Consider the following 19,288-nt stretch of genomic DNA (forward strand, 5'->3'; position numbering starts at 1 on the left):
GAGAATGCCGGTACCTCGCAATGAATATCCCAGACCTCAACTTATCCGGAATGAATGGCTGAATTTAAACGGTCAGTGGGATTTTGCATTTGATGATGACAATCAGGGATTGAATAAAAAATGGTATGAAAATTTTCCGGAAGCCCTGACTATTACAGTTCCTTTTGCATTTCAGACGGAGATGAGCGGAATACATGATCCTGGCTTCCATGATATCATTTGGTATCACAGGAAGGTGAGTATTCCGCAAGAATGGGAAGGCAGGCAAATAATCCTCCATTTTGGTGCCGTCGATTACCGATCGTGGGTATACATTAATGGAAACCTCTGTTTTCAGCATGAAGGCGGAAATACCCCTTTTTCAGTAAATATTTCGCATTTACTGAATCAGGGGGGACAAGAGGATGAAATCACTGTACGTGTTGAAGATCCATCCGAGGATGTCACGATTCCAAGGGGAAAACAATACTGGCATGAACAATCAGAATCCATATTCTATACAAGAACCACAGGTATTTGGCAGACCGTCTGGCTTGAGCCTATCTCGGAGACAGCGTTAACTTCGATCCGGTGGACTCCTCAAATTGACAGAGGGGATATTGAACTGGAATTTGAAGTGGACGGCAAACGAACCCAAGAAATGACTTTGTCAGTGGATATTTCATTTAATGGCCATCCGGTTATTGATGACCATTCAAGCAGGCTGGAACAGTACAATAAACGCAGTTATCACCTAAGGAACCGTTTTACGGATCGGAGCAACATCCACGGACCGGGATGGTATTGGTCACCGGAACACCCCAATCTTTTTGACGTGACTTTGACTCTGAGAGAGGGAGAGAAGGTTGTTGACCAGGTCCAGTCGTATTTTGGGATGAGGAAGGTTTCTATTGAGACTGGCATCTTTATGCTGAATAATATGCCATTCTATCAAAAGCTCATTTTAGATCAAGGGTATTTTCCAAAATCTCTTCTTACTGCGCCTACTGATGATGCCTTGAAGCAGGATATCGAACTCGCAAAGCAAATGGGGTTTAATGGGGCAAGGAAGCATCAGAAGGTTGAAGATCCTCGATTTCTGTATTGGGCAGATAAGCTGGGCTTCTTAGTCTGGGGAGAGATGGCAAATGCATCGGAATATAGTGAAGAAGCGGCACGCCGCCTCGCGACTGAGTGGTTCGATGTAGTAAAGCGTGATTATAGCCATCCTTCTGTTGTCGTCTGGCTGCCGCTTAACGAGAGCTGGGGCATTTCAAGGGTAGCCTATGACAAGCAGCAGCAAGCACATGCTACATCAATGTATTGGCAAACAAAATCAATCGACCAAACGAGGCCTGTCCTGTCTAATGATGGATGGGAGCATACCATTTCAGACATTTGCGGCATTCATAACTACCGCAGTGCAAAAGAGATCGAGCAGGCTTATAAGGATGTGGAAACGGCTATCACTGCCACACCTGCAAATCGAGTTATTTATGCACAAGGATTTTCCTACCGGGGCGAGCCCATTTTAATCACGGAATTTGGCGGGATTGCCTACAAAGCGGATCAAACGGAGGGATGGGGATATTCCGCCGTCAAGTCTGGCGAGGAATTGGTGGAAGAATATCGGAAAGTAACAGAGGCTGTCATAAAAAGCCCTGTTGTCCAAGGATTTTGTTACACTCAACTGACAGATGTAGAGCAAGAAATAAACGGATTATTAACATATGATCGCACTCCTAAATGTGAGCTGGACAAGATAAGAGAAATCAACAGCCAAAGGTAAATCTACGCTTAAGGAATCTGGTGTTATTTCCTGCATGCTGGCCGATCAGGAAAAGGTTCAAAGTGAAAAGAAAAAACAGCTGCCATTTCAATAATTGGCAGCTGTTTCTGTTCCCCTGGATGTAAATAATTCTGCCAGGATTAGGGCTACGGCTCCCATTGAAGTCGCATCCGAGCCGAATTTTGATATTATAATGTCGGTCTGCTTTGCGGCCTCTGTGAGTGCCCGCTGGTTTATCGTCTGTATCAAGCTGTGCAGCAAAAGGTCTCCTGCATTTGATACTCCTCCGCCAAGAATGATTCTTTTTGGATTTATCGTATGGATTAGATTTGTAAGTCCTACTCCAAGGTAACGTCCCGCTTGTTCCAGAGCAGCTTTGGATAATTCGTCACCATCCAGGGCAGCACGATGAATCAATCCCCCTGTAATAAGTTCAAGATTATTTCCTGTCATTTCAGAAAGCTTGCTTGGATGTCCAAGGCGGATTTCTTTTTTTACGGTGTCAACCAGCGCTGGCCCTGAAGCAAATGTCTGCAGACAGCCATAATTTCCACAAGTGCATTGAGGCCCGTTGATGTCTATAACCATATGGCCGATTTCACCAGAAATGTAATTGTTGCCATGAAATAGCTTTCGGTTGATGATGATTCCTGCCCCTATACCGTAGCCTACATTGATACAAACAAAGCTGTCCACTCCTGCACCATTCCCAAACCATAATTCCCCGAGGCTCATTGCCCTTGCGTCATTTTCCAGTTTAACAATCATATTGAACTGTTTTTCTAGTACTTCCTTAATCGGGATATTATGAAGGTTTAAATTAGGCGCGAATATTGAAACTCCGCTTTTAACATCTACAATTCCGTGCATGCCAATGCCGATGCCCACTATCTTTTCTTCATCCACTTCTTCGTTTTCCAGTAACAGGCTGATGGATTCAATGATCAACGCAAGCAGTGTTTCATTCGTAATATCTTTTGGAATAGGTAGAGCATTCCTTTTAATGATTTTTCCCATGATACTTGTAAGAATGAGTTTTATATCATGCGAGCCGATATCAACCCCGATTACATGGAACATCTCGCCATTCAGGGTAAGCAGTGTAGGCTTTCGTCCACCGCTTGATTCCCCAAGGTTCCTTTCGATGACAATTTCCGCTCTCAACAATTCTTTCACAAGATTGCTTACTGTGGGTGGCGTAAGATTCGTTAACTTCGCTATATCCGCCCTTGAAATAGGCCCCTTTTCACGAATCAAATTCAATATTAAGGATCGATTGATCGATTTCATCAATTGAAAGCTGCCTGTCATCAGTTGATTGCCCATTGTTATTCCTCCTGCTGGAAGTAACTTAATTAAATTTAATTATAAACTAAATAACGAAACGATAAAACCGCGTTTTATGCGGTATGCTTTCTCACTGGCGTTACGGAGGAGAGGTTTTGTAGTCCCAGCTTTGTGACATTTTCTGGTACAAAAAAACAAAATTTACCTGTTTCAATCGGCTGACTTTCATAAATGCTAATATTGGGAGGTGGCTATGATGCGCTATACAAATCAAACAGAGTACGGGAATCTGGACAAGAGAAACGATCTCACTGGCCCGGGGGAAAGGAACAGGCGAGGCTATCCTAAAATACCCCACGATGTTTCTATCGAGCAGAAGAACTCCTCTCAGAACAAGTCAAAATGAGGTATCCCGAAAGGGAAAAGCAATGGGGCGGCTCACCCCATTGCTCCTCGAACATCATAAAGATTCAGATCTATATCCAACTGGCATCCCAGGGCAAGCTTTGCCATCTGCAAGCCAATATAGGGGCCCATTGTTAAGCCGGAAGCCCCCAGTCCATTTGCAACAATGATGCCATCCCAATCTGGAATTGTACCCATAACCGGAAGAAAGCCGGGGGTAAATGGGCGGAAGCCTACACGCGCCTCGATAAATGTGCTGTCTGCCAGGCCTGGAGCAATGCCAAGGCCTTTATTAAGTACTTCCTGCATGCCGCTGGCTGTCGCACGAATATCGTAACCATCCACTTCGTTTTCATGGGTAGCCCCGATTACGATCCGCTGATCCGTAAATGCCAAAAGATATTGGTCAGTAGGAGGCATGACAACAGGCCAAATGCTTGTATCTGCTTCGTCGGGAATCTGTAAATGAACGATTTGCGCCTTTTGGAAGCTTACTTGGAAATGTATGCCCAGTGGCTCGAGGAGTTCGTTTGCCCAGGCACCTGCACAAACCACGACCTGGTCGGCTTTAATAATTTTGTCTCCTACAGCTACCCCGTTAACTCGCTTCGCATCATAGTGAAGGCTGGCATCTCCGTAAATTAAAGTCGCTCCGTTTCTTACAGCGGACCTCAATAAACAATCCCTCAAAGCACGTCCATCCACCCGTGCAGCGCCACTTATATGAATGGAATGGTATCCTTCTGCCAAAGGAGGGAATAAGTCTCTCGTTTTTCTGTCATCCAGTTTGGATATTTGGCCTATTTCAGGAGCAAGGTCCTTGCGAGCTTCAGCACGTTCTTGCATTTTATCAATTTTATCCAGATCATTATGAATGCTGATTGCACCAACCTGGCCGTAACCGGTTTCCGTTTCTCCTTCCCGCTCAAGTTCAGCTATCAAAGCAGGATAAAATCGTGCTCCTTCTTTGGCCAGATGATACCATGCCTGATTTCTCCGCTGCGACAGCCAGGGGCATATAATGCCAGCTGCTGCATCTGTTGCCTGTCCTTGATCTTTGCGGTCCACAATGACTACTTCGGCGCCCATCTTTGCCAGTTGGTAAGCCGTGGAAGCCCCAAGAATACCCGCGCCAATTACGATAATCTTTTTCATGTACGTGACCCTTTCAACATTTCTTATTACCTTATTATAACTTGAACAAGGAGGTTATAAATGCAAACAGAATAAAATATATAAGAACAGCGGTCTTTGGAAAAGGCACCATTACATTTTGCTCGTGTTAATAATTTTAAATGAGAAGGGGGAGGGATGATGGGCGTTGAGCTGAGACCAGTAACAAGGGAAAATTGGCAGGAAGCGATGGAAATGCGGGTTAACAAAGAACAAAAGAAGTTTGTCCCGGAGGTTGTAGTCTCCTTGGCTAAAATTTACATCAAGCCGGATGGGGATCATGTTACCTATATTCCATATGCCATTTATGACAATGAACAAATGGTTGGCTTTATCATGCATGCATACGAAAGCAACACTACAAATATGTACTGGATAAACGGCTTCCTGATTGATGTGAGATACCAGGGTAAAGGTTACGGCAGGAAGGCTCTAATGCAAATGGTTAACTTGATTACAAGCACATTCCCGAAATGTGAGGAAATCCGGCTAACAGTTCACAAAGAGAATCGTGTTGCTTCAAAGATGTACCTAAGCTTGGGTTTTATTTCATTGGAAGAAGATCTTGGGGAAGAAAGTGTTTTAACTTTGAGAGTCAAATAAGAAAATACATGAAAAGACCGTGTGGCAGTACACGGTCTTTTTCATGGCAGCAGTTGTCACCTTTTTCTTCTGTAAAACAGGCGCTTTGGCAATCTGAAGTTTCTTCTTCTAATTTTGGTCCGGGGTTCCTTCTCGTTAAAGTATCTGACTATTATAAAAATAATATAAGCAACCAAGGCAATGTAAAAGAATTCCGGTACATTTTCAAAGCGGGACCTGGCAACAAGATAAAACATATAGAATAGAAACAAGGTTATGAGGACGCTGTGTTTTGGCAGTCCAAATTTTTTGAAGCTGGGAATCTTTATGGTGCTTACCATGAAAAAGCAAAGGGCATAGAATAGCAGGATGAATAGCCAGAGCGTGATGCTGGCATGAAATAGCGTAAGAAACGTAACAATCCCTCCGGCCAGTGTGATCGGGATCCCTTTAAAATGCTTGAGCGACTCGGCTTGTGATGTAATATTGAAGCGTGCCAGGCGGTAAGCGCCAAACAATGGGAATAACCCGGCAGCATATATGCCGTACATATCAAAATCAATGAAATAAGTATAAGCAACAAGGAATGCAGGAGCCACCCCAAAAGAAACTATATCAGCAAGGGAATCGAGCTCCATCCCAATTCTGCTAGAGACGCCAAGGATCCGGGCAACCCTTCCGTCAACCACATCCAACATGATTGCAATAAATATCAGAATCGTGGCGTTTCTTAAATCTCCATTAATCACATATGATATCGATAAAAAACCGCAAAATAAATTTCCAAATGTGAATAAATTGGGTATATGCCTTTTCATATTACACGTCCCTTTAGAATCGAAATTGGTGTAGTAAGTATATCTTGTGTTTATATACCCTGTTTATTTTATCATAGGCATTAAAATGTTGCCCGTTTACAATATGTATATTCTGTTGCCCGCTTTCCGGCTCTTTGTCCTGTGTCACGGTCTGTCTATTATATACGTTTCCTGATTATAAATTGTTTCAACGCCTAAAAACTTTTTTTATTTCACATGAAACATTTTCAGTCAAACTACCCTAAAATAAGCTGTCTCGTATGGGCAGTCTTATTTTTTTGGCTTTGAAAAAAAGCAACTGTCTCTTTTGGCAGAATTACATGTAAGCCTGTTCCTTCAATGAAAGTGTTGTTTACAGCCCGTATACTTTTTTGACGCTTCATCATATTTCGTCCGCGCTGATCCATCTTTGTGTCCTTCATTGACATCATGAAAGATCACTTTGCCAGCTCCATCATGGCTTTGTAACCTTTATTGTCCCGATGAAGATTATTTGTCCAGCTCCGGGCCGGCTTTGTGACCTTCAGTACCTTAAGAAGGTAAACACTATTACTTGGGCGCCATGCTAAGAACCCGGTCTGAAATATGTAGTCTGTAATCTTCAGGTTTGTTACGTATATAAAGAAGAAAATCCAAAAAGGGACATAAAACTATTAAAAAAATTTCTCGAATGTAGAGGAATTTTCTTTCGTATGTCGAAATACCTCTACATTAACTGATAAAGGGGTTTTGTTACATGACAGGTTCCAATCTGCAGGAGTTAAAAAACTATGCAAAGGAATTGCTTCCATCTGCAATCGACACGTTAAAGGAGTACTTGCGTTTTCCGACTATTTCGGCACAGGGGACTGCTATCCCTGAAACGGTACAATATGTAGAAAAGATGATTTCAGAGGCGGGAGGGCACTCCACCGTCCTTGATGATCTGGGCGGGAATCCTGTTGTCTATGGTTTTTTTGCTGCCGGACCAAAGGGTGATTCATCGAAGACATTGCTGTTCTACAATCACTATGATGTACAGCCGCCTGAACCATTGGATGAATGGAATTCAGAGCCTTTTAATCCATCTGTCATTGACGGGAAGCTTTTTGCAAGAGGGGTTGCGGATAATAAAGGAGACCTCGTGGCAAGGCTTACAGCAATAAACGTGCTGAAGCAAGCGGAAGGCGGTCTTCCTTGCAATATTAAGTTTTTGATTGAAGGCGAAGAAGAAATAGGAAGCCCAAATCTTGCTCCTTATTTGAAAAAGTATAAAGAACTTTTCCAGGCCGATGCCTGCATCTGGGAATTTGGCGGAAAAGACGAGGAAGAAAGGATCAGCATGGTGGCGGGAATAAAGGGAATGGCTTATTTAGAGCTTACCTGTGTGGGAGCGGATATCGACATGCATTCCTCTGTGGGAGCATATGTAGACAATGCTGCATGGAGGCTTGTCCAGGCCCTTGCCACAATGAAAAATCAGGATAACGAGATATTAGTGGAAGGTTTCTACGATGGAATTCAGGAGCCGAAGGAATCTGAGAAGCAGGCTGTAAAAGCACTGCCTTTCAGCGAAGAGGCAGTGTCGAGAATCTATGGCCTTAAGCGCCCGCTGATTACAGCAGCAAGAGGCTCGGACCCAAGAGACGCCATGGTATTTGAACCAACCATGACAATCTGCGGGCTTGTAAGCGGCTATACAGGACCCGGGGCAAAAACGGTGCTTCCAAAGTCTGCGAGCGCAAAAGTAGATTGCCGCCTGGTACCGGGACAGGATCCAGATCACATCCTTGAGTCGGTGAAAAAACATTTAAAAAAGCATGGCTTTGATGATATTGAAGTCTCCATGGTAAACGGACAAAAAGCATATCGTTCGGATTATAACCATCCATTTGTTGCCCATGTGATGCAAACGGCAAGGGATGTATACGAAAAAGAGGGGATCCTTGCGCCGAATTCTGCTGGAACAGGGCCAATGTATGATTTTGGTGAACAGCTGGAGCTTCCAATTGTAAGTACGGGCGTGGGCTGGGTGGAATCAAAGGCGCATGCTCCAAATGAATCCATTCGCCTTCAGGACTTTGAACAGGGCATTGTTCATATGGCATATATGCTTTCCGGCTTTCCGGCTGCCCTGAAATCTGCAGAGGAAGAAACGAATGCTATTTAAACCGTGTCGCAAAATGAATTTTCCAAACACCCCATTTGCAGTATTGGCTGCAGTGCTCCATGGTGGGATCACGAAATAATTATTAATCCGCCTGTTCTAAAAATCAGGTGCCGGTGTAATACCCCATCCTTATAAATCTAAGGATGGGTGTTTTATATATCAATCCATTCCAATTACGAGAAGGCATATGATCCTTCTAAAAACCAGAATAGGAGGCATAAAGTGGCTGGCTCTTTAGTTATACAATCTGACTTCGGTATTAGCGATGGTGCAGTAAGTGCAATGTATGGCGTGGCCATTTCTGTGGACCCGCTGCTTCGGGTATTCGATCTGACCCATGATATCCCTCCTTACAATATTCGGGAGGCATCCTACCGTCTTATCCAGACCATTTCTTATTGGCCGGAAGGAACCGTTTTTGTCTCCGTAGTAGATCCGGGTGTCGGTTCAGAACGGAGGAGCATTGCGGTAAAAACGGCAGGCAACAGATACGTCATTACTCCTGATAATGGAACGTTGACCCATGTGAATGAAAAGATGGGAATCAGCGAAGTGAGGATAATTGACGAAACTGTAAATAGGCTCCCGAATTCCGGAGAATCCTATACTTTTCACGGAAGAGATATATATGCATACACAGGTGCAAGACTTGCTTCCGGTATTATTTCTTTTGAAGGGATTGGACCTGAAGTTCCTGTAGATTCATTGACTGCACTGCCTCTTCACAAAGCTTGCATTGTCAAGGAGAATGTCATTGGAATGATCGAAGTCCTGGATGTCAGGTTCGGGAATTTATGGACTAATATTCCAAGGACCCTATTTAAGGATTTTGAAGTGAAATACGGCGATACAATCCAAGTCACGATCATGCATGATGCATCAAGGATTTATAAGAATATCATGACGTTTGGCCGTTCATTTGCTGACAGCCGTGTGGGAGAGCCCCTTGTGTATGTCAATTCTCTAGACTGCCTGGGAATTGCAATCAATCAAGGTTCATTTGCGAATGCTTATAAAATTGGAACAGGTACTGCCTGGAAAATCATGATATGCAAGGCTCCTAAAATAGTGTATTAGAGATTCCTGCATGACGGTGAAAATATAAACAATGAAATAGTAAAAAAGTAATGATTTAGGTTGACAAATAATTTGTCGAAATATATTATATTATTTATTGAATTCGAAAAATAACATATGCTTATCAAGAGTGACTGAGGGATCAGGCCCAAAGACGTCCGGCAACCTCCCCGAAAGGGAACGGTGCTACTTCCTGCAGAATCTTGCATTCTGGAAGATAAGTCGATGATAGATTTGGCTTCTTTCTGGATGAAAGAGCCTTTTTTATTGTGTAAAACAGAAACTGGCCGCATATAGCGCAGGCAGCGCATCATCAAGGGGGTGGACTTATGATTGAAATACGATCATTAACAAAAGAGTATAAAACAAAAAAAGGCACTGTCATCGGTGTCGATGATGTCAGCCTTACGATCAAGAGGGGAGAGGTTTATGGAATAGTCGGGTATAGTGGAGCAGGAAAGAGCACCCTGCTGCGCTGCCTGAACCTAATAGAAAGGCCAACCAGCGGCAGTGTCCGTATTAATGATGCTGATTTAACGACATTGTCCGAGAAGGAGCTACGCAAAGCAAGGCAGAAGATCGGGATGATATTCCAGCATTTTTCTCTGGTAAGCTCGAAAACTGTCTTCGAAAATGTGGCTTTTGCTTTAAAGGCTGCGGGACAGACAAGAGAATTCATTCAAAAGCGTGTAGGCGAGCTGCTGGAGCTGGTAGGCCTTGAAGATAAAAAAGACGTTTATCCAGCCCAGTTAAGCGGCGGGCAAAAACAACGGGTCGGGATTGCGAGGGCACTGGCAAATGATCCAACTGTCCTGTTATGTGATGAAGCAACTTCGGCATTGGACCCGACGACCACAAAATCAATTCTTCAGCTGCTGAAAAAGATTAATCATGAGCTCGGTATAACCATTGTTCTGATCACGCATGAAATGGAAGTGGTGAAAGAGTTGTGCCACCGGGTGGCTGTTATGCAGCATGGGAAAGTAATAGAAGAAGCCCCGGTATATACGATATTTTCCAATCCGCAGCAAGAGCTTACGAAACAATTTATCAGCAGTATCCTGCAATTTGATCTTCCTGGGCAGCTGATCACACAGAGCAAAGGGTCAATCATCAAAATCCAGTTTGAAGGCGATAGGGCGGGAGAAGCAGTGATATCCGACACGCTTCAAAAGTTCAAGATAAAAGGCAATATTCTGCATGGAAAGATAGAATATATACAGAACGACCCACTAGGCATTCTTGTGATCGAGATCATTGGGGAACCCGGCGAGACTGCGGCGGCCATTCAATATATCAAGGAACGGACTGGTTCTTTGGAGGTGATAGCAAATGGTTCTTAATACAATTACATCCCTGCTTCCAGACCTTAATAAAGCATTTTTTGAAACGATTTATATGGTTGCTATTTCGTTGTTCATCGCGGTGCTTTTTGGTCTGCCGATAGGAATCATTTTGTTTATTACTGGAAGAAATCTAATGTTGGAAAATACCCTTTTGCATTCTGTTCTTGGTTTTATCGTAAATATGGTACGTTCGATTCCCTTCATCATTTTAATGGTAGCGCTGATTCCATTGACTAAGCTCATTGCCAGTACTACCATTGGGCCTGCTGCAGCATCTGTTTCGCTTTCAGTAGCAGCGATTCCGTTTTTTGCAAGACTGGTAGAAACATCTTTAAGGGAAATAGATAAGGGCGTTATTGAAGCTGCAGTTGCAGTGGGAGCTTCCAGGTGGATGATCATCAAAGATGTACTGATTCCCGAAGCACGCCCAGGCATTCTTCAGGGCCTGACAATTACGACTATTTCATTGATTGGCTTTTCGGCAATGGCGGGCATTATTGGCGGAGGCGGCATTGGCGACCTCGCTATCCGCTTTGGTTACTATCGATATGATAATACGGTCATGATCGTCACGGTAATCATTCTCATCTGCCTGGTACAAATCATTCAATTAGTTGGAGACAAGCTGTCCCATCTAGTAGACAAGAGGTAGAATTATTGCTATTTGGCATTAATTATAAAAAGCATTACAACAATCGTACATAGCTGTACAACATAGGGGGATAACAATGAAGAAACTAGTATTATTGGCTTTAACACTCGTACTTGCTCTTGGATTAGCTGCATGCGGCAAGGAGAGCAGCTCTGGTTCAGCTTCAAAGGAAAAGAAGGAAATCAAGATTGGGGCAACAAGCGGTCCATACGCTGACATGGTGAAAAAGGCCATTGCGCCACAGCTGGAAAAAGACGGATACAAAGTAGAAATAGTAGAATTCAGTGATTATGTACAGCCTAACATTTCTTTAGGGAATGGATCCATAGATGCTAACCTGTTCCAGCATAAGATTTATATGGAAAACTTTGCGAAAGAAAATAATCTTGAACTATCAGAATTAATCAGCGTTCCTACTGCTCCGATGGGAATCTACTCCAATAAGTTGAAAGATTTAAAGGAAATTAAGAAAGGCACTACTCTTGCTCTGCCCAATGATCCAACAAATATGGCAAGGGCGTTAAAAATTTTGGATGCTGAAGGAATTATCAAGCTTGACCCTGCAGCCAATCCGCTGACTGTTTCAGAAAAGGATGTTAAAGAAAACCCTCATGGAATTCAGTTTAAGCCCCTTGAGGCAGCCCAGCTTCCAAGAGCTGTGGAGAGCGTAGATTTATCAGCAGTTCCCGGAAACTTTGCACTTGCGGCAAAAATGGACCTTCTTGATGCGCTTAAGCTTGAAGAAATGGAGGATGAATATAGAAACCGTGTGGTAATAAATACAAAGGATCTGGATAAGGATTTTGCAAAAGCCATTAAAAAAGCAGTTGAGTCGGATGAGTTTGAAAAGACAATTGACAGCGAATTTAAAGGCTTTGGAAAACCTGAGTGGATGAAGTAAGGTTTTTCATTGGAATGCCGTATCGACTTATTGTCGATATGGCATTTTTTTTGGGATAAAAACATCCTTGGCCACGTATTAAAAATCCGCCAGTTTTAAAAAGCGTACAGAGCCAGCATACATTCGAATTCTTTATCTATCTATCTTTGTTTTTGAGTTAATACTGAGCAAGCAACCAACCCATACAATGCCCCATATTATTTGTGAATTCTAGTAAAGCAGTTCAAGGGATATAATTTAGTACGTTATTTAACGAAAGTTTTTTAATAAACTATTGCATGAAAAAATAGCTTACTGATAATATAAATATATTAGAAAATTTGAATAGTTTAAAAAATAAAAGACGAAGGGGTCGTAAATATGAAGAAGCTCACTGTTATACTGTCAGCGTTTTTGATGATCATGTTGCTGGCGGCATGTGGTTCGGAAGCCGGTAAAGAAGAAAAGGCCAATGGTTCGGCAACTGATTCGGAAGGAGGGGACAAAAAGTCAATACGGGTTGTGACGGATGCTGCCTACGCACCATTTGAATACCTGGAAGGAGATAAAATCGTCGGTTTTGATGTCAACTTCCTGAATGCCGTTGCTAAGGAAGCCGGCTATGAGGTGAAATTGGAGCACGTAGGCTGGGATCCATTGTTCGTTGAGTTAAAAAGCAAACGTGCTGATGCAGGAATCTCCGCAATAACAATAGATGAAGACAGAAAGCAAACGTACGATTTTTCCTCCCCTTATTTTCTATCTATCAACAAAATCCTTGTTCCCGAAGGAAGCGATATTAAAACTGCAGAAGACCTGAAAGGCAAGGTCGTTGCAGTACAAAGCGGCACAACCGGACAGGCGGCAGTTGAAAAGCTTTTAGGCAAAAACAATAAAAATATCAAAAAATTTGAAAACAACAACCTCGCCATTATGGAGCTGATCAGTAAAGGTGCGGACGCTGTTGTTGCTGATAATGCGGTTGTGGAAGAATACGCAAAGAACAATCCGCAGCAAAAGCTTAAGGTGGTAGATGACCCTGATACATTCGATGCAGAGTTTTACGGGATTATGTTCCCGAAGGGCAGTGAGTTGAAAGCGGATTTTGATAAGGCGATTGAGACCATCCTGGATAACGGCACCTATGCAAAAATCTATAAGGAAAGGTTTGGGACAGACCCGGATATTGAAAAGCTAAAGCAAGCAAAGTAATACTTGATAAATTGCGCAGCACCCCATAGTGTTGCGCAATTTTACCTATACGGAGGAATTTAGATGGATTTTCGTTTTGACATTATTATGGATTATGCACCCTATTTGTTACAGGGGACCCTGATTACAATAGGATTATCGCTGGCTGGCATAGTTATTGGAACTATTCTTGGCTTATTTATTGGCTTGGGGAAAATGATGCGCAATAAATATCTCGCCTTTCCTTTTACGGTCTATATCACTATATTCCGGGGTACACCGCTGCTTGTTCAAGTATTATTGATTCACTTTGGAGTAGTGCCATTATTTATAGGGGAAACAAATGCTGTGGCGGCAACTATTATAGCACTGTCGTTAAATGCTGCTGCATATATTGCGGAAATCTTCAGGGCGGGGATTGCGTCGATTGATAAGGGACAGATGGAAGGGGCAAGGTCCCTTGGACTGAGCCATGTGCAGTCGATGAGATATATCATATTGCCGCAGGCTTTTAAACGAATGATTCCTCCGCTGGGAAATGAATTCATCGTACTGCTCAAGGACTCGTCACTTGCTTCAGTGATTGCTGCTCCGGAATTAATGTATTGGGGCCGGGCCATGAGCAGCCAATATTTCAGAACTTGGGAGCCCTATCTTTCCGCTGCAGCGATCTACCTGGTTTTGACCCTGGTCATAAGCATATTATTACATCGTTTAGAAAGAAGGCTGACAACTGAATGATACAAGTCCAATCTTTAAGAAAATCGTTCGGGTCACACGAGGTTCTAAAGGATATCAATGTCAGCATTAAGCCCCAGGAGGTAGTAGTAGTCATTGGCCCGTCAGGATCGGGAAAATCGACCTTCCTGCGCTGCATCAATTTATTGGAATCCATTACCGCCGGCCATATAATGATCGAAGGAAAAGATATTACGGATAAACAAACAGACATAAATAAAATAAGGGCTGAAGTAGGAATGGTGTTTCAGCATTTTAATCTGTTCCCGCATAAAACGGTCCTCGAAAATATCATGCTGGCTCCTTTGAAAGTAAAGAAAGCGGACAAGGATCAGGCCAGGGAAAAGGCATTGCGGCTTTTGAAAAAAGTAGGGCTGGAAGACAAGGCCAATGTATATCCCGACTCCTTATCAGGCGGCCAGAAACAACGCGTAGCGATTGCCAGGGCTCTGGCGATGGAGCCAAAGATCATGCTTTTCGACGAGCCGACATCAGCGCTTGATCCGGAAATGGTTGGAGAAGTTCTGGAAGTAATGAAGGAGCTTGCCAGAGAGGGCATGACAATGGTTGTAGTGACTCATGAAATGGGTTTTGCACGTGAAGTGGGCGAACGAGTCCTGTTCATGGATGGAGGCTATATCGTCGAAGAAAACACACCAAACCTGTTATTCGAGTCACCACAGCAAGAACGGACAAAAGCCTTTCTCAGCAAAGTGTTATAAGGAAGAAAAGAAGCAGGCGTGTGCTGCCTGCTTCTTTTTTTGCTTTATTAGGTTAAAGGAGGACTGACCCTTAAGCTGATTGTTCAGTTTGGGCCGCGCTTTTGCCAAATTGGCTTAGCGATAGGCCGATCGCTGCTCCGGCTACTGCAGGAACAATCCATTCGAGGCCAACCGATGCGAATGGAAGTACTTCTTTAAACGCCTGAACCGGACCAAGGTTAAGTCCAAAGGTTTGAAGTCCGCTGATCGCTGCGAACACCCCTGTAAAAAGGATCGTGCTTCCATAAACGATACGGGAATTCTTGAAGTATCGGTTAAAGAAAGTTAATACAATCAGTACAATCGTTAGCGGGTATGCCGTTACAAGGAACGGAACAGATACCTTAAGAATCTGGGCCAAGCCTAAATTAGAGAGTGTGAATCCGATCAGGGTTACCGCCAGGACCACCATTTTATAGCTGGCACGCGGAATCAAGTTAGAGAAATATTGGCCGCAGGCAGTTGTCAAACCAACCACGGTAGTAAAACATGCAAGAGTGAAGATAAAGCCAAGCAATGTAACTCCACTTTGTCCCAATAGCATTGTAGATGCAGCTGTCAGGATTTCAGTTCCGTTTGTGAAACTGCCTTCCCCGGCCATTTTTCCGCCAATCAAGCCTAGGCTTACATACACAAGAGCAAGTAAGGCACCAGCGATTAGGCCGGCCTTTAAAGTATAGCTCGTCAGTTGTTTTCTCTCCTTAATTCCTCGCTGCTGGATCGCCGTAAGAATGACAATTCCAAAAGCTAATGCAGCCAGTGCATCCATCGTGTTATAGCCTTCAAGGAATCCTTTGGAGAAAGCCCCGGCTTGATATGCTTCGGTTGGTGCCTGAAGCGGCGCATCCAGCTTCAAAAATCCTGCAGCGCACAAAACGACCATTGCCAGTAACAGAGCCGGAGTGATCCAGCGTCCCATGTACTTTTCCATCTTGTTTGGGTTTAAGCTGATAACAAAAACGAGTGCAAAGAATACAACTGTGAATATAAATAAAGCCACTGATACATTCGTTGATTGATGTAAGAATGGTTTGACTCCCATTTCAAAAGCAACATTCGCATTTCTTGGAATGGCTAGGAAAGGTCCGATGCTAAGATAGATAACGACCATGAAAATAGTGCTGAAGACAGGATGAACTCGATTGCCTATGGTCTGGGCGCCGCCTTGTACCATTGAAACAGCAATCAATACGGCGAAGGGAAGCCCGACTCCTGTCAGGATGAAGCCAGCCATCGCGGGCCAATATGAGTTTCCTGATTCCGCACCAAGGAATGGAGGGAAGATCAGGTTACCTGCACCAAAAAACATTGAAAATAACATAAATCCGATAAACAAGGTGTCCATTTTTTTCATTTTGAATCTCTCCCGGTTGTTAAAATAGTGAATCAGAGAAGTTGAACTGCCTGCTACATAAATTGTCGGCCAACAAAAATAAAAAACCCGCCCCTAAAAAGGGACGAGTTTGCGCTCGCGTTACCACCCTAATTCCACGGATAAATTATTATCCTGCGGCTCTCTGCTCAACGTACTATCATACGTGTTCCATGTAACGGGGGAATGGCCGTCAAAGCTTACTGAACTTCGGCTTTGCATCTCAGAGATGATCTTCGGATAAGGACTGAACGCCGGCTTTCACCATATGCTGGCTCTCTTTGGAACAGCGGCCCATCTTACTCTTCTCTTCACTGATTTTTTAATATACAGTTAATTTACCAGACAGAAAATATTATGTCAATATATTTTGATAATTAGTAGAATTCCATATATTACTGTTGAAATTATTACATTATTATTAAATCGGCAGAGAAACATTATATTGATACGATATATCCAAGAGTATGGTTCTCTTTGTAACGAGAAGAGCAATTCCCGCTGTGTTCACTGGGATACATCTGTTATTAAAACTCTGGAAGTTCATCCAAATTGTTTTCCTTGATTCCATCAGGTTCACTGCGCAAAATCTCGCGTCCATATCGATGAAAAACATCTACGTGTGCAATCATGCCGCCTTTTGCTTCCGATAATACCGTTGGGTAATCAAGCTCTCTGCCTGAGCTTGTTCGCACCGCTATGATATTTCCCTCTTCATTCTTCCTGACTGCCACAATCTCATCCTTTTCCGCGTTTAACCGGTCGACGCCATTCATAGGAATGTTCATCTTGCCTGTCTGCAGTCCTTGTTGCCGGTAACGCCCATAGGCATCTTCGAATTGGTCCAAAACGTTGCACCTCCTTTATATGTAACATGGCACGAATGGAATAAAAGAATTCATCGGGTCTGCACTTCCGTACATTTTGACACAAATATTCACCTTTGGATGTATAGTAAAATTTTCCTATCAGGCGTATGATTGGTACTAAGTGGTAAATACTTTGGGGAGTACATAATATGACGGAAAATAATGTGTCGAAAAGGTATGTTGATTTGGATTATATACGAGTGATCGTGACCGTGCTTGTAGTTTTATATCATTGTACGATGTTTGTTAATCCTTTCCCATGGCATATAAAGAACAACGAGCTCGATTCCTCTTATATCCTGGGCTTTGGATTGATGGTAGGCACCTGGTTCATGCCGATTTTCTTTGCCATATCGGGAATCAGTACATTTCATGCGCTTCAAAAAAGAAGCAGCAAAGAGTTTGTTCTGGAGAGGATTGTTCGTTTAGGTCTGCCAATCATTTTTGGTGCGCTCATTCTTGCTCCTCCACAGGTATATATTGAGAGGGTTTCCCATCATCAGTTCAATGGTACGTTCCTTGATTTCTTGCCTCATTACTTTGACGGACTGTATCTAGAAATTGGGGGAACGGGGAATTTCGCTTTCATGGGCTTGCATCTTTGGTATTTGCTTGCACTCCTTACTTTTTCCTTGCTTACATTGCCGTTTATAAAATGGATCGAAAAATCATCATCTTCATCATTCGGTTTTCGGCATTATTTGCTGCTTCCGTTGGTTTTGTTGATTGAAGCCGTTTTTTTGAATGCTGTTAATCTAGGCGGCTGGGGCCTGCTCTTTTACCTTGTCATTTATATGTATGGATATATATATTTTTCTCATCCCTCCTTCAGGGATTTTATAAGGGGAAGAGGAATCATTTTTGGTGCGGCTGCCTTGTTTACTTCTACAGTCTACATTGGCTGGTTCATGAGCGGTGTGCCTTTCCATTCCGGCATATTCTCAGCAGTGTTTACCCTTGTGAAGGTTTTGAATTGCTGGAATTGGCTGCTCTTTATATTTTGGCTGGGAGATAGGTACTTTACTGCTTCAAACATACTTGTTAAGTACGGCAATAAAGCATCATTGCCAATCTATATATTACATCAGCCGGTAATAGTCATTCTTGGATTCCTAATCTATCAAATGCAATGGCCCATTATCGTAAAACTGCTGATTTTATTTGCTGTTACATCTACGTTAGTTATTGCTGTTTATCATTTTATGATCCAGAGAACAGAATTCATGGGCTTGCTTTTTGGTATTCACAACAAACAGGTGAAGGCCTGCAAGGAACCGGCTGTTCTGATCAAGCAGGAAGAGCTTTGACTGGAGGGGTGCAACAGGCTTAGACCCTCTTTTGATAGATAGCTAAAAGCCGTAACTAGTTCGAATCTCATTCATTAATCCTCTCCCAAAATATTTATGCGAGTATCCTATACCGGGATAAGGAAGAAGCATGTCGTAAGCTCGGGCAAATCCTTTGCGCGGATTGGTGGAATCAATATAAGCATTTTCATGTACTTTGGCTATTTAGAGGTTGCAGGATGGCAGGGCTGCAAGATATAGTATGGATAGTAACAATAGGGAGATGATTGTGATTCAACAGAAAAAGGTAGGTTTGCTTGTTGATGTTGAGACAACAGGTCTGGGCCCTTCCAGTGATGAAATTATTGAACTTGCTGTTAAACTGTTTTCATTTGAAGAGGAAACAGGTGAAATATTGGAGATTTTAGAAGAGGACTCGTTTTTAAGAGAGCCGCTTTCTTATTCAGCCAAAAGAAATTATAGCAACGCTTTCCGTATACATGGAATTCCCTACGAAATGGTAGAAGGGAAGAGCTTTTATGATAATGGAGTAAAGTACTTCTTTGATCAGGCTGATGCAGTCCTTGCGCATAATGCTTCTTTTGACAGGAGCTTTCTTTATCAGATGTACCCGGAGGTCAACGATTTGAAGTGGTATTGCACGATGAGGAATGTACCCTGGAAGCAATATGGATTTCCTGACGGCAAGCTGCTTACCTTGCTGAAATCGCATTCGATTACCAACTATCAGAGCCACAGGGCAATGGACGATATTACATATCTGATGGAGCTCCTTAAAAAGTCCAATCCGGAAGGGGAGCTCTACCTGAAGGAAGTAATCTCCTATGGCCACATGAGAAGGTATCAGCCAGCAGCAAAAAAGGAACGCTGGACAAGAAGAAAAGCCTGAGCTGAGCACTTAAAGGGATTAAAT

18 protein-coding genes, 1 riboswitch and 1 other annotated feature are annotated in these 19,288 nt (G+C 43.0%); of the genes, 13 read left to right on the forward strand and 5 right to left on the reverse strand.

The window, feature by feature from the left end; all coding sequences use genetic code 11:
- Positions 1-4: 4 nt before the first annotated feature.
- Positions 5-1,768, forward strand: a complete 1,764-nt coding sequence (locus tag V1500_RS03760) for a glycoside hydrolase family 2 protein (protein WP_409304269.1) — start codon at positions 5-7, stop codon at positions 1,766-1,768.
- 87 nt (positions 1,769-1,855) lie between these two features.
- On the opposite strand, the gene V1500_RS03765 is transcribed toward V1500_RS03760, so the two are convergent.
- Positions 1,856-3,094 (reverse strand): ROK family transcriptional regulator, encoded by a 1,239-nt coding sequence (locus tag V1500_RS03765; RefSeq protein WP_409304270.1) that lies wholly within the window; start codon positions 3,092-3,094, stop codon positions 1,856-1,858.
- Between the two features lie 214 nt (positions 3,095-3,308).
- Here V1500_RS03765 and V1500_RS03770 point away from each other — a divergent pair, with 214 nt between their 5' ends.
- Positions 3,309-3,461, forward strand: coding sequence for a hypothetical protein (locus V1500_RS03770; protein ID WP_409304271.1), 153 nt, complete (start codon positions 3,309-3,311; stop codon positions 3,459-3,461).
- A gap of 32 nt (positions 3,462-3,493) precedes the next feature.
- On the opposite strand, the gene V1500_RS03775 is transcribed toward V1500_RS03770, so the two are convergent.
- A complete protein-coding gene (locus tag V1500_RS03775; protein ID WP_409304272.1) occupies positions 3,494-4,615 on the reverse strand; it encodes an NAD(P)/FAD-dependent oxidoreductase in 1,122 nt (373 codons plus the stop codon).
- A gap of 159 nt (positions 4,616-4,774) precedes the next feature.
- Between V1500_RS03775 and V1500_RS03780 the strand changes: the two genes are divergently transcribed.
- Positions 4,775-5,236, forward strand: a complete 462-nt coding sequence (locus V1500_RS03780) for a GNAT family N-acetyltransferase (RefSeq protein WP_409305908.1) — start codon at positions 4,775-4,777, stop codon at positions 5,234-5,236.
- 56 nt (positions 5,237-5,292) lie between these two features.
- Here V1500_RS03780 and pssA read toward each other — a convergent pair whose 3' ends face one another.
- Complete coding sequence (gene pssA, locus V1500_RS03785; protein WP_409304273.1) at positions 5,293-6,033, reverse strand: CDP-diacylglycerol--serine O-phosphatidyltransferase; 741 nt, start codon at positions 6,031-6,033, stop codon at positions 5,293-5,295.
- 736 nt (positions 6,034-6,769) lie between these two features.
- On the opposite strand from pssA, the gene V1500_RS03790 reads away from it, so the two are divergent.
- The 8 genes from V1500_RS03790 (at position 6,770) to V1500_RS03825 (ending at position 14,788) form a co-directional block, all read left to right on the forward strand.
- Positions 6,770-8,182: a M20/M25/M40 family metallo-hydrolase gene (locus tag V1500_RS03790; RefSeq protein WP_409304274.1), complete on the forward strand. Its 1,413-nt coding sequence runs from the start codon at positions 6,770-6,772 to the stop codon at positions 8,180-8,182.
- Between the two features lie 222 nt (positions 8,183-8,404).
- The gene (locus V1500_RS03795; RefSeq protein ID WP_409304275.1) at positions 8,405-9,259 is read left to right on the forward strand and encodes an S-adenosyl-l-methionine hydroxide adenosyltransferase family protein; all 855 of its coding nucleotides are present in this window, start codon (positions 8,405-8,407) and stop codon (positions 9,257-9,259) included.
- A 118-nt stretch (positions 9,260-9,377) separates the two neighbouring features.
- A riboswitch (SAM riboswitch) is annotated at positions 9,378-9,483 on the forward strand.
- 105 nt (positions 9,484-9,588) lie between these two features.
- Positions 9,589-10,602: a methionine ABC transporter ATP-binding protein gene (locus V1500_RS03800; protein ID WP_409304276.1), complete on the forward strand. Its 1,014-nt coding sequence runs from the start codon at positions 9,589-9,591 to the stop codon at positions 10,600-10,602.
- Positions 10,592-11,257: a methionine ABC transporter permease gene (locus V1500_RS03805; RefSeq protein WP_409304277.1), complete on the forward strand. Its 666-nt coding sequence runs from the start codon at positions 10,592-10,594 to the stop codon at positions 11,255-11,257. The genes V1500_RS03800 and V1500_RS03805 overlap by 11 nt, the downstream gene beginning before the upstream one ends.
- Before the next feature lie 76 nt (positions 11,258-11,333).
- Positions 11,334-12,158, forward strand: a complete 825-nt coding sequence (locus V1500_RS03810) for a MetQ/NlpA family ABC transporter substrate-binding protein (RefSeq protein WP_409304278.1) — start codon at positions 11,334-11,336, stop codon at positions 12,156-12,158.
- A 360-nt stretch (positions 12,159-12,518) separates the two neighbouring features.
- Positions 12,519-13,349: a transporter substrate-binding domain-containing protein gene (locus V1500_RS03815; protein ID WP_409304279.1), complete on the forward strand. Its 831-nt coding sequence runs from the start codon at positions 12,519-12,521 to the stop codon at positions 13,347-13,349.
- 63 nt (positions 13,350-13,412) lie between these two features.
- Entirely contained in the window at positions 13,413-14,069 is a 657-nt protein-coding gene (locus V1500_RS03820; RefSeq protein ID WP_409304280.1) for an amino acid ABC transporter permease, read from the forward strand.
- On the forward strand, positions 14,066-14,788 hold the full coding sequence (locus V1500_RS03825; protein ID WP_409304281.1) for an amino acid ABC transporter ATP-binding protein: 723 nt from the start codon (positions 14,066-14,068) through the stop codon (positions 14,786-14,788). The genes V1500_RS03820 and V1500_RS03825 overlap by 4 nt, the downstream gene beginning before the upstream one ends.
- A gap of 70 nt (positions 14,789-14,858) precedes the next feature.
- Here V1500_RS03825 and brnQ read toward each other — a convergent pair whose 3' ends face one another.
- Together brnQ and V1500_RS03835 are read right to left on the reverse strand one after the other, a co-directional pair.
- Positions 14,859-16,181, reverse strand: a complete 1,323-nt coding sequence (brnQ, locus tag V1500_RS03830) for a branched-chain amino acid transport system II carrier protein (protein WP_409304282.1) — start codon at positions 16,179-16,181, stop codon at positions 14,859-14,861.
- 96 nt (positions 16,182-16,277) lie between these two features.
- Positions 16,278-16,523 (reverse strand) — a binding site (T-box leader).
- Between the two features lie 203 nt (positions 16,524-16,726).
- Positions 16,727-16,987, reverse strand: coding sequence for a DUF3892 domain-containing protein (locus V1500_RS03835; protein WP_409305909.1), 261 nt, complete (start codon positions 16,985-16,987; stop codon positions 16,727-16,729).
- Between the two features lie 230 nt (positions 16,988-17,217).
- Here V1500_RS03835 and V1500_RS03840 point away from each other — a divergent pair, with 230 nt between their 5' ends.
- Together V1500_RS03840 and V1500_RS03845 are read left to right on the forward strand one after the other, a co-directional pair.
- The gene (locus tag V1500_RS03840) at positions 17,218-18,375 is read left to right on the forward strand and encodes an acyltransferase family protein (RefSeq protein ID WP_409304283.1); all 1,158 of its coding nucleotides are present in this window, start codon (positions 17,218-17,220) and stop codon (positions 18,373-18,375) included.
- A 268-nt stretch (positions 18,376-18,643) separates the two neighbouring features.
- Positions 18,644-19,264 carry an exonuclease domain-containing protein gene (locus V1500_RS03845; protein ID WP_409304284.1) on the forward strand — a complete coding sequence of 207 codons (621 nt, stop codon included), beginning with the start codon at positions 18,644-18,646 and terminating at the stop codon, positions 19,262-19,264.
- Positions 19,265-19,288: the final 24 nt, after the last annotated feature.

It is taken from the genome of Peribacillus sedimenti (assembly GCF_046237635.1).
In the GTDB taxonomy this organism is placed as follows: domain Bacteria; phylum Bacillota; class Bacilli; order Bacillales; family DSM-1321; genus Peribacillus; species Peribacillus sedimenti.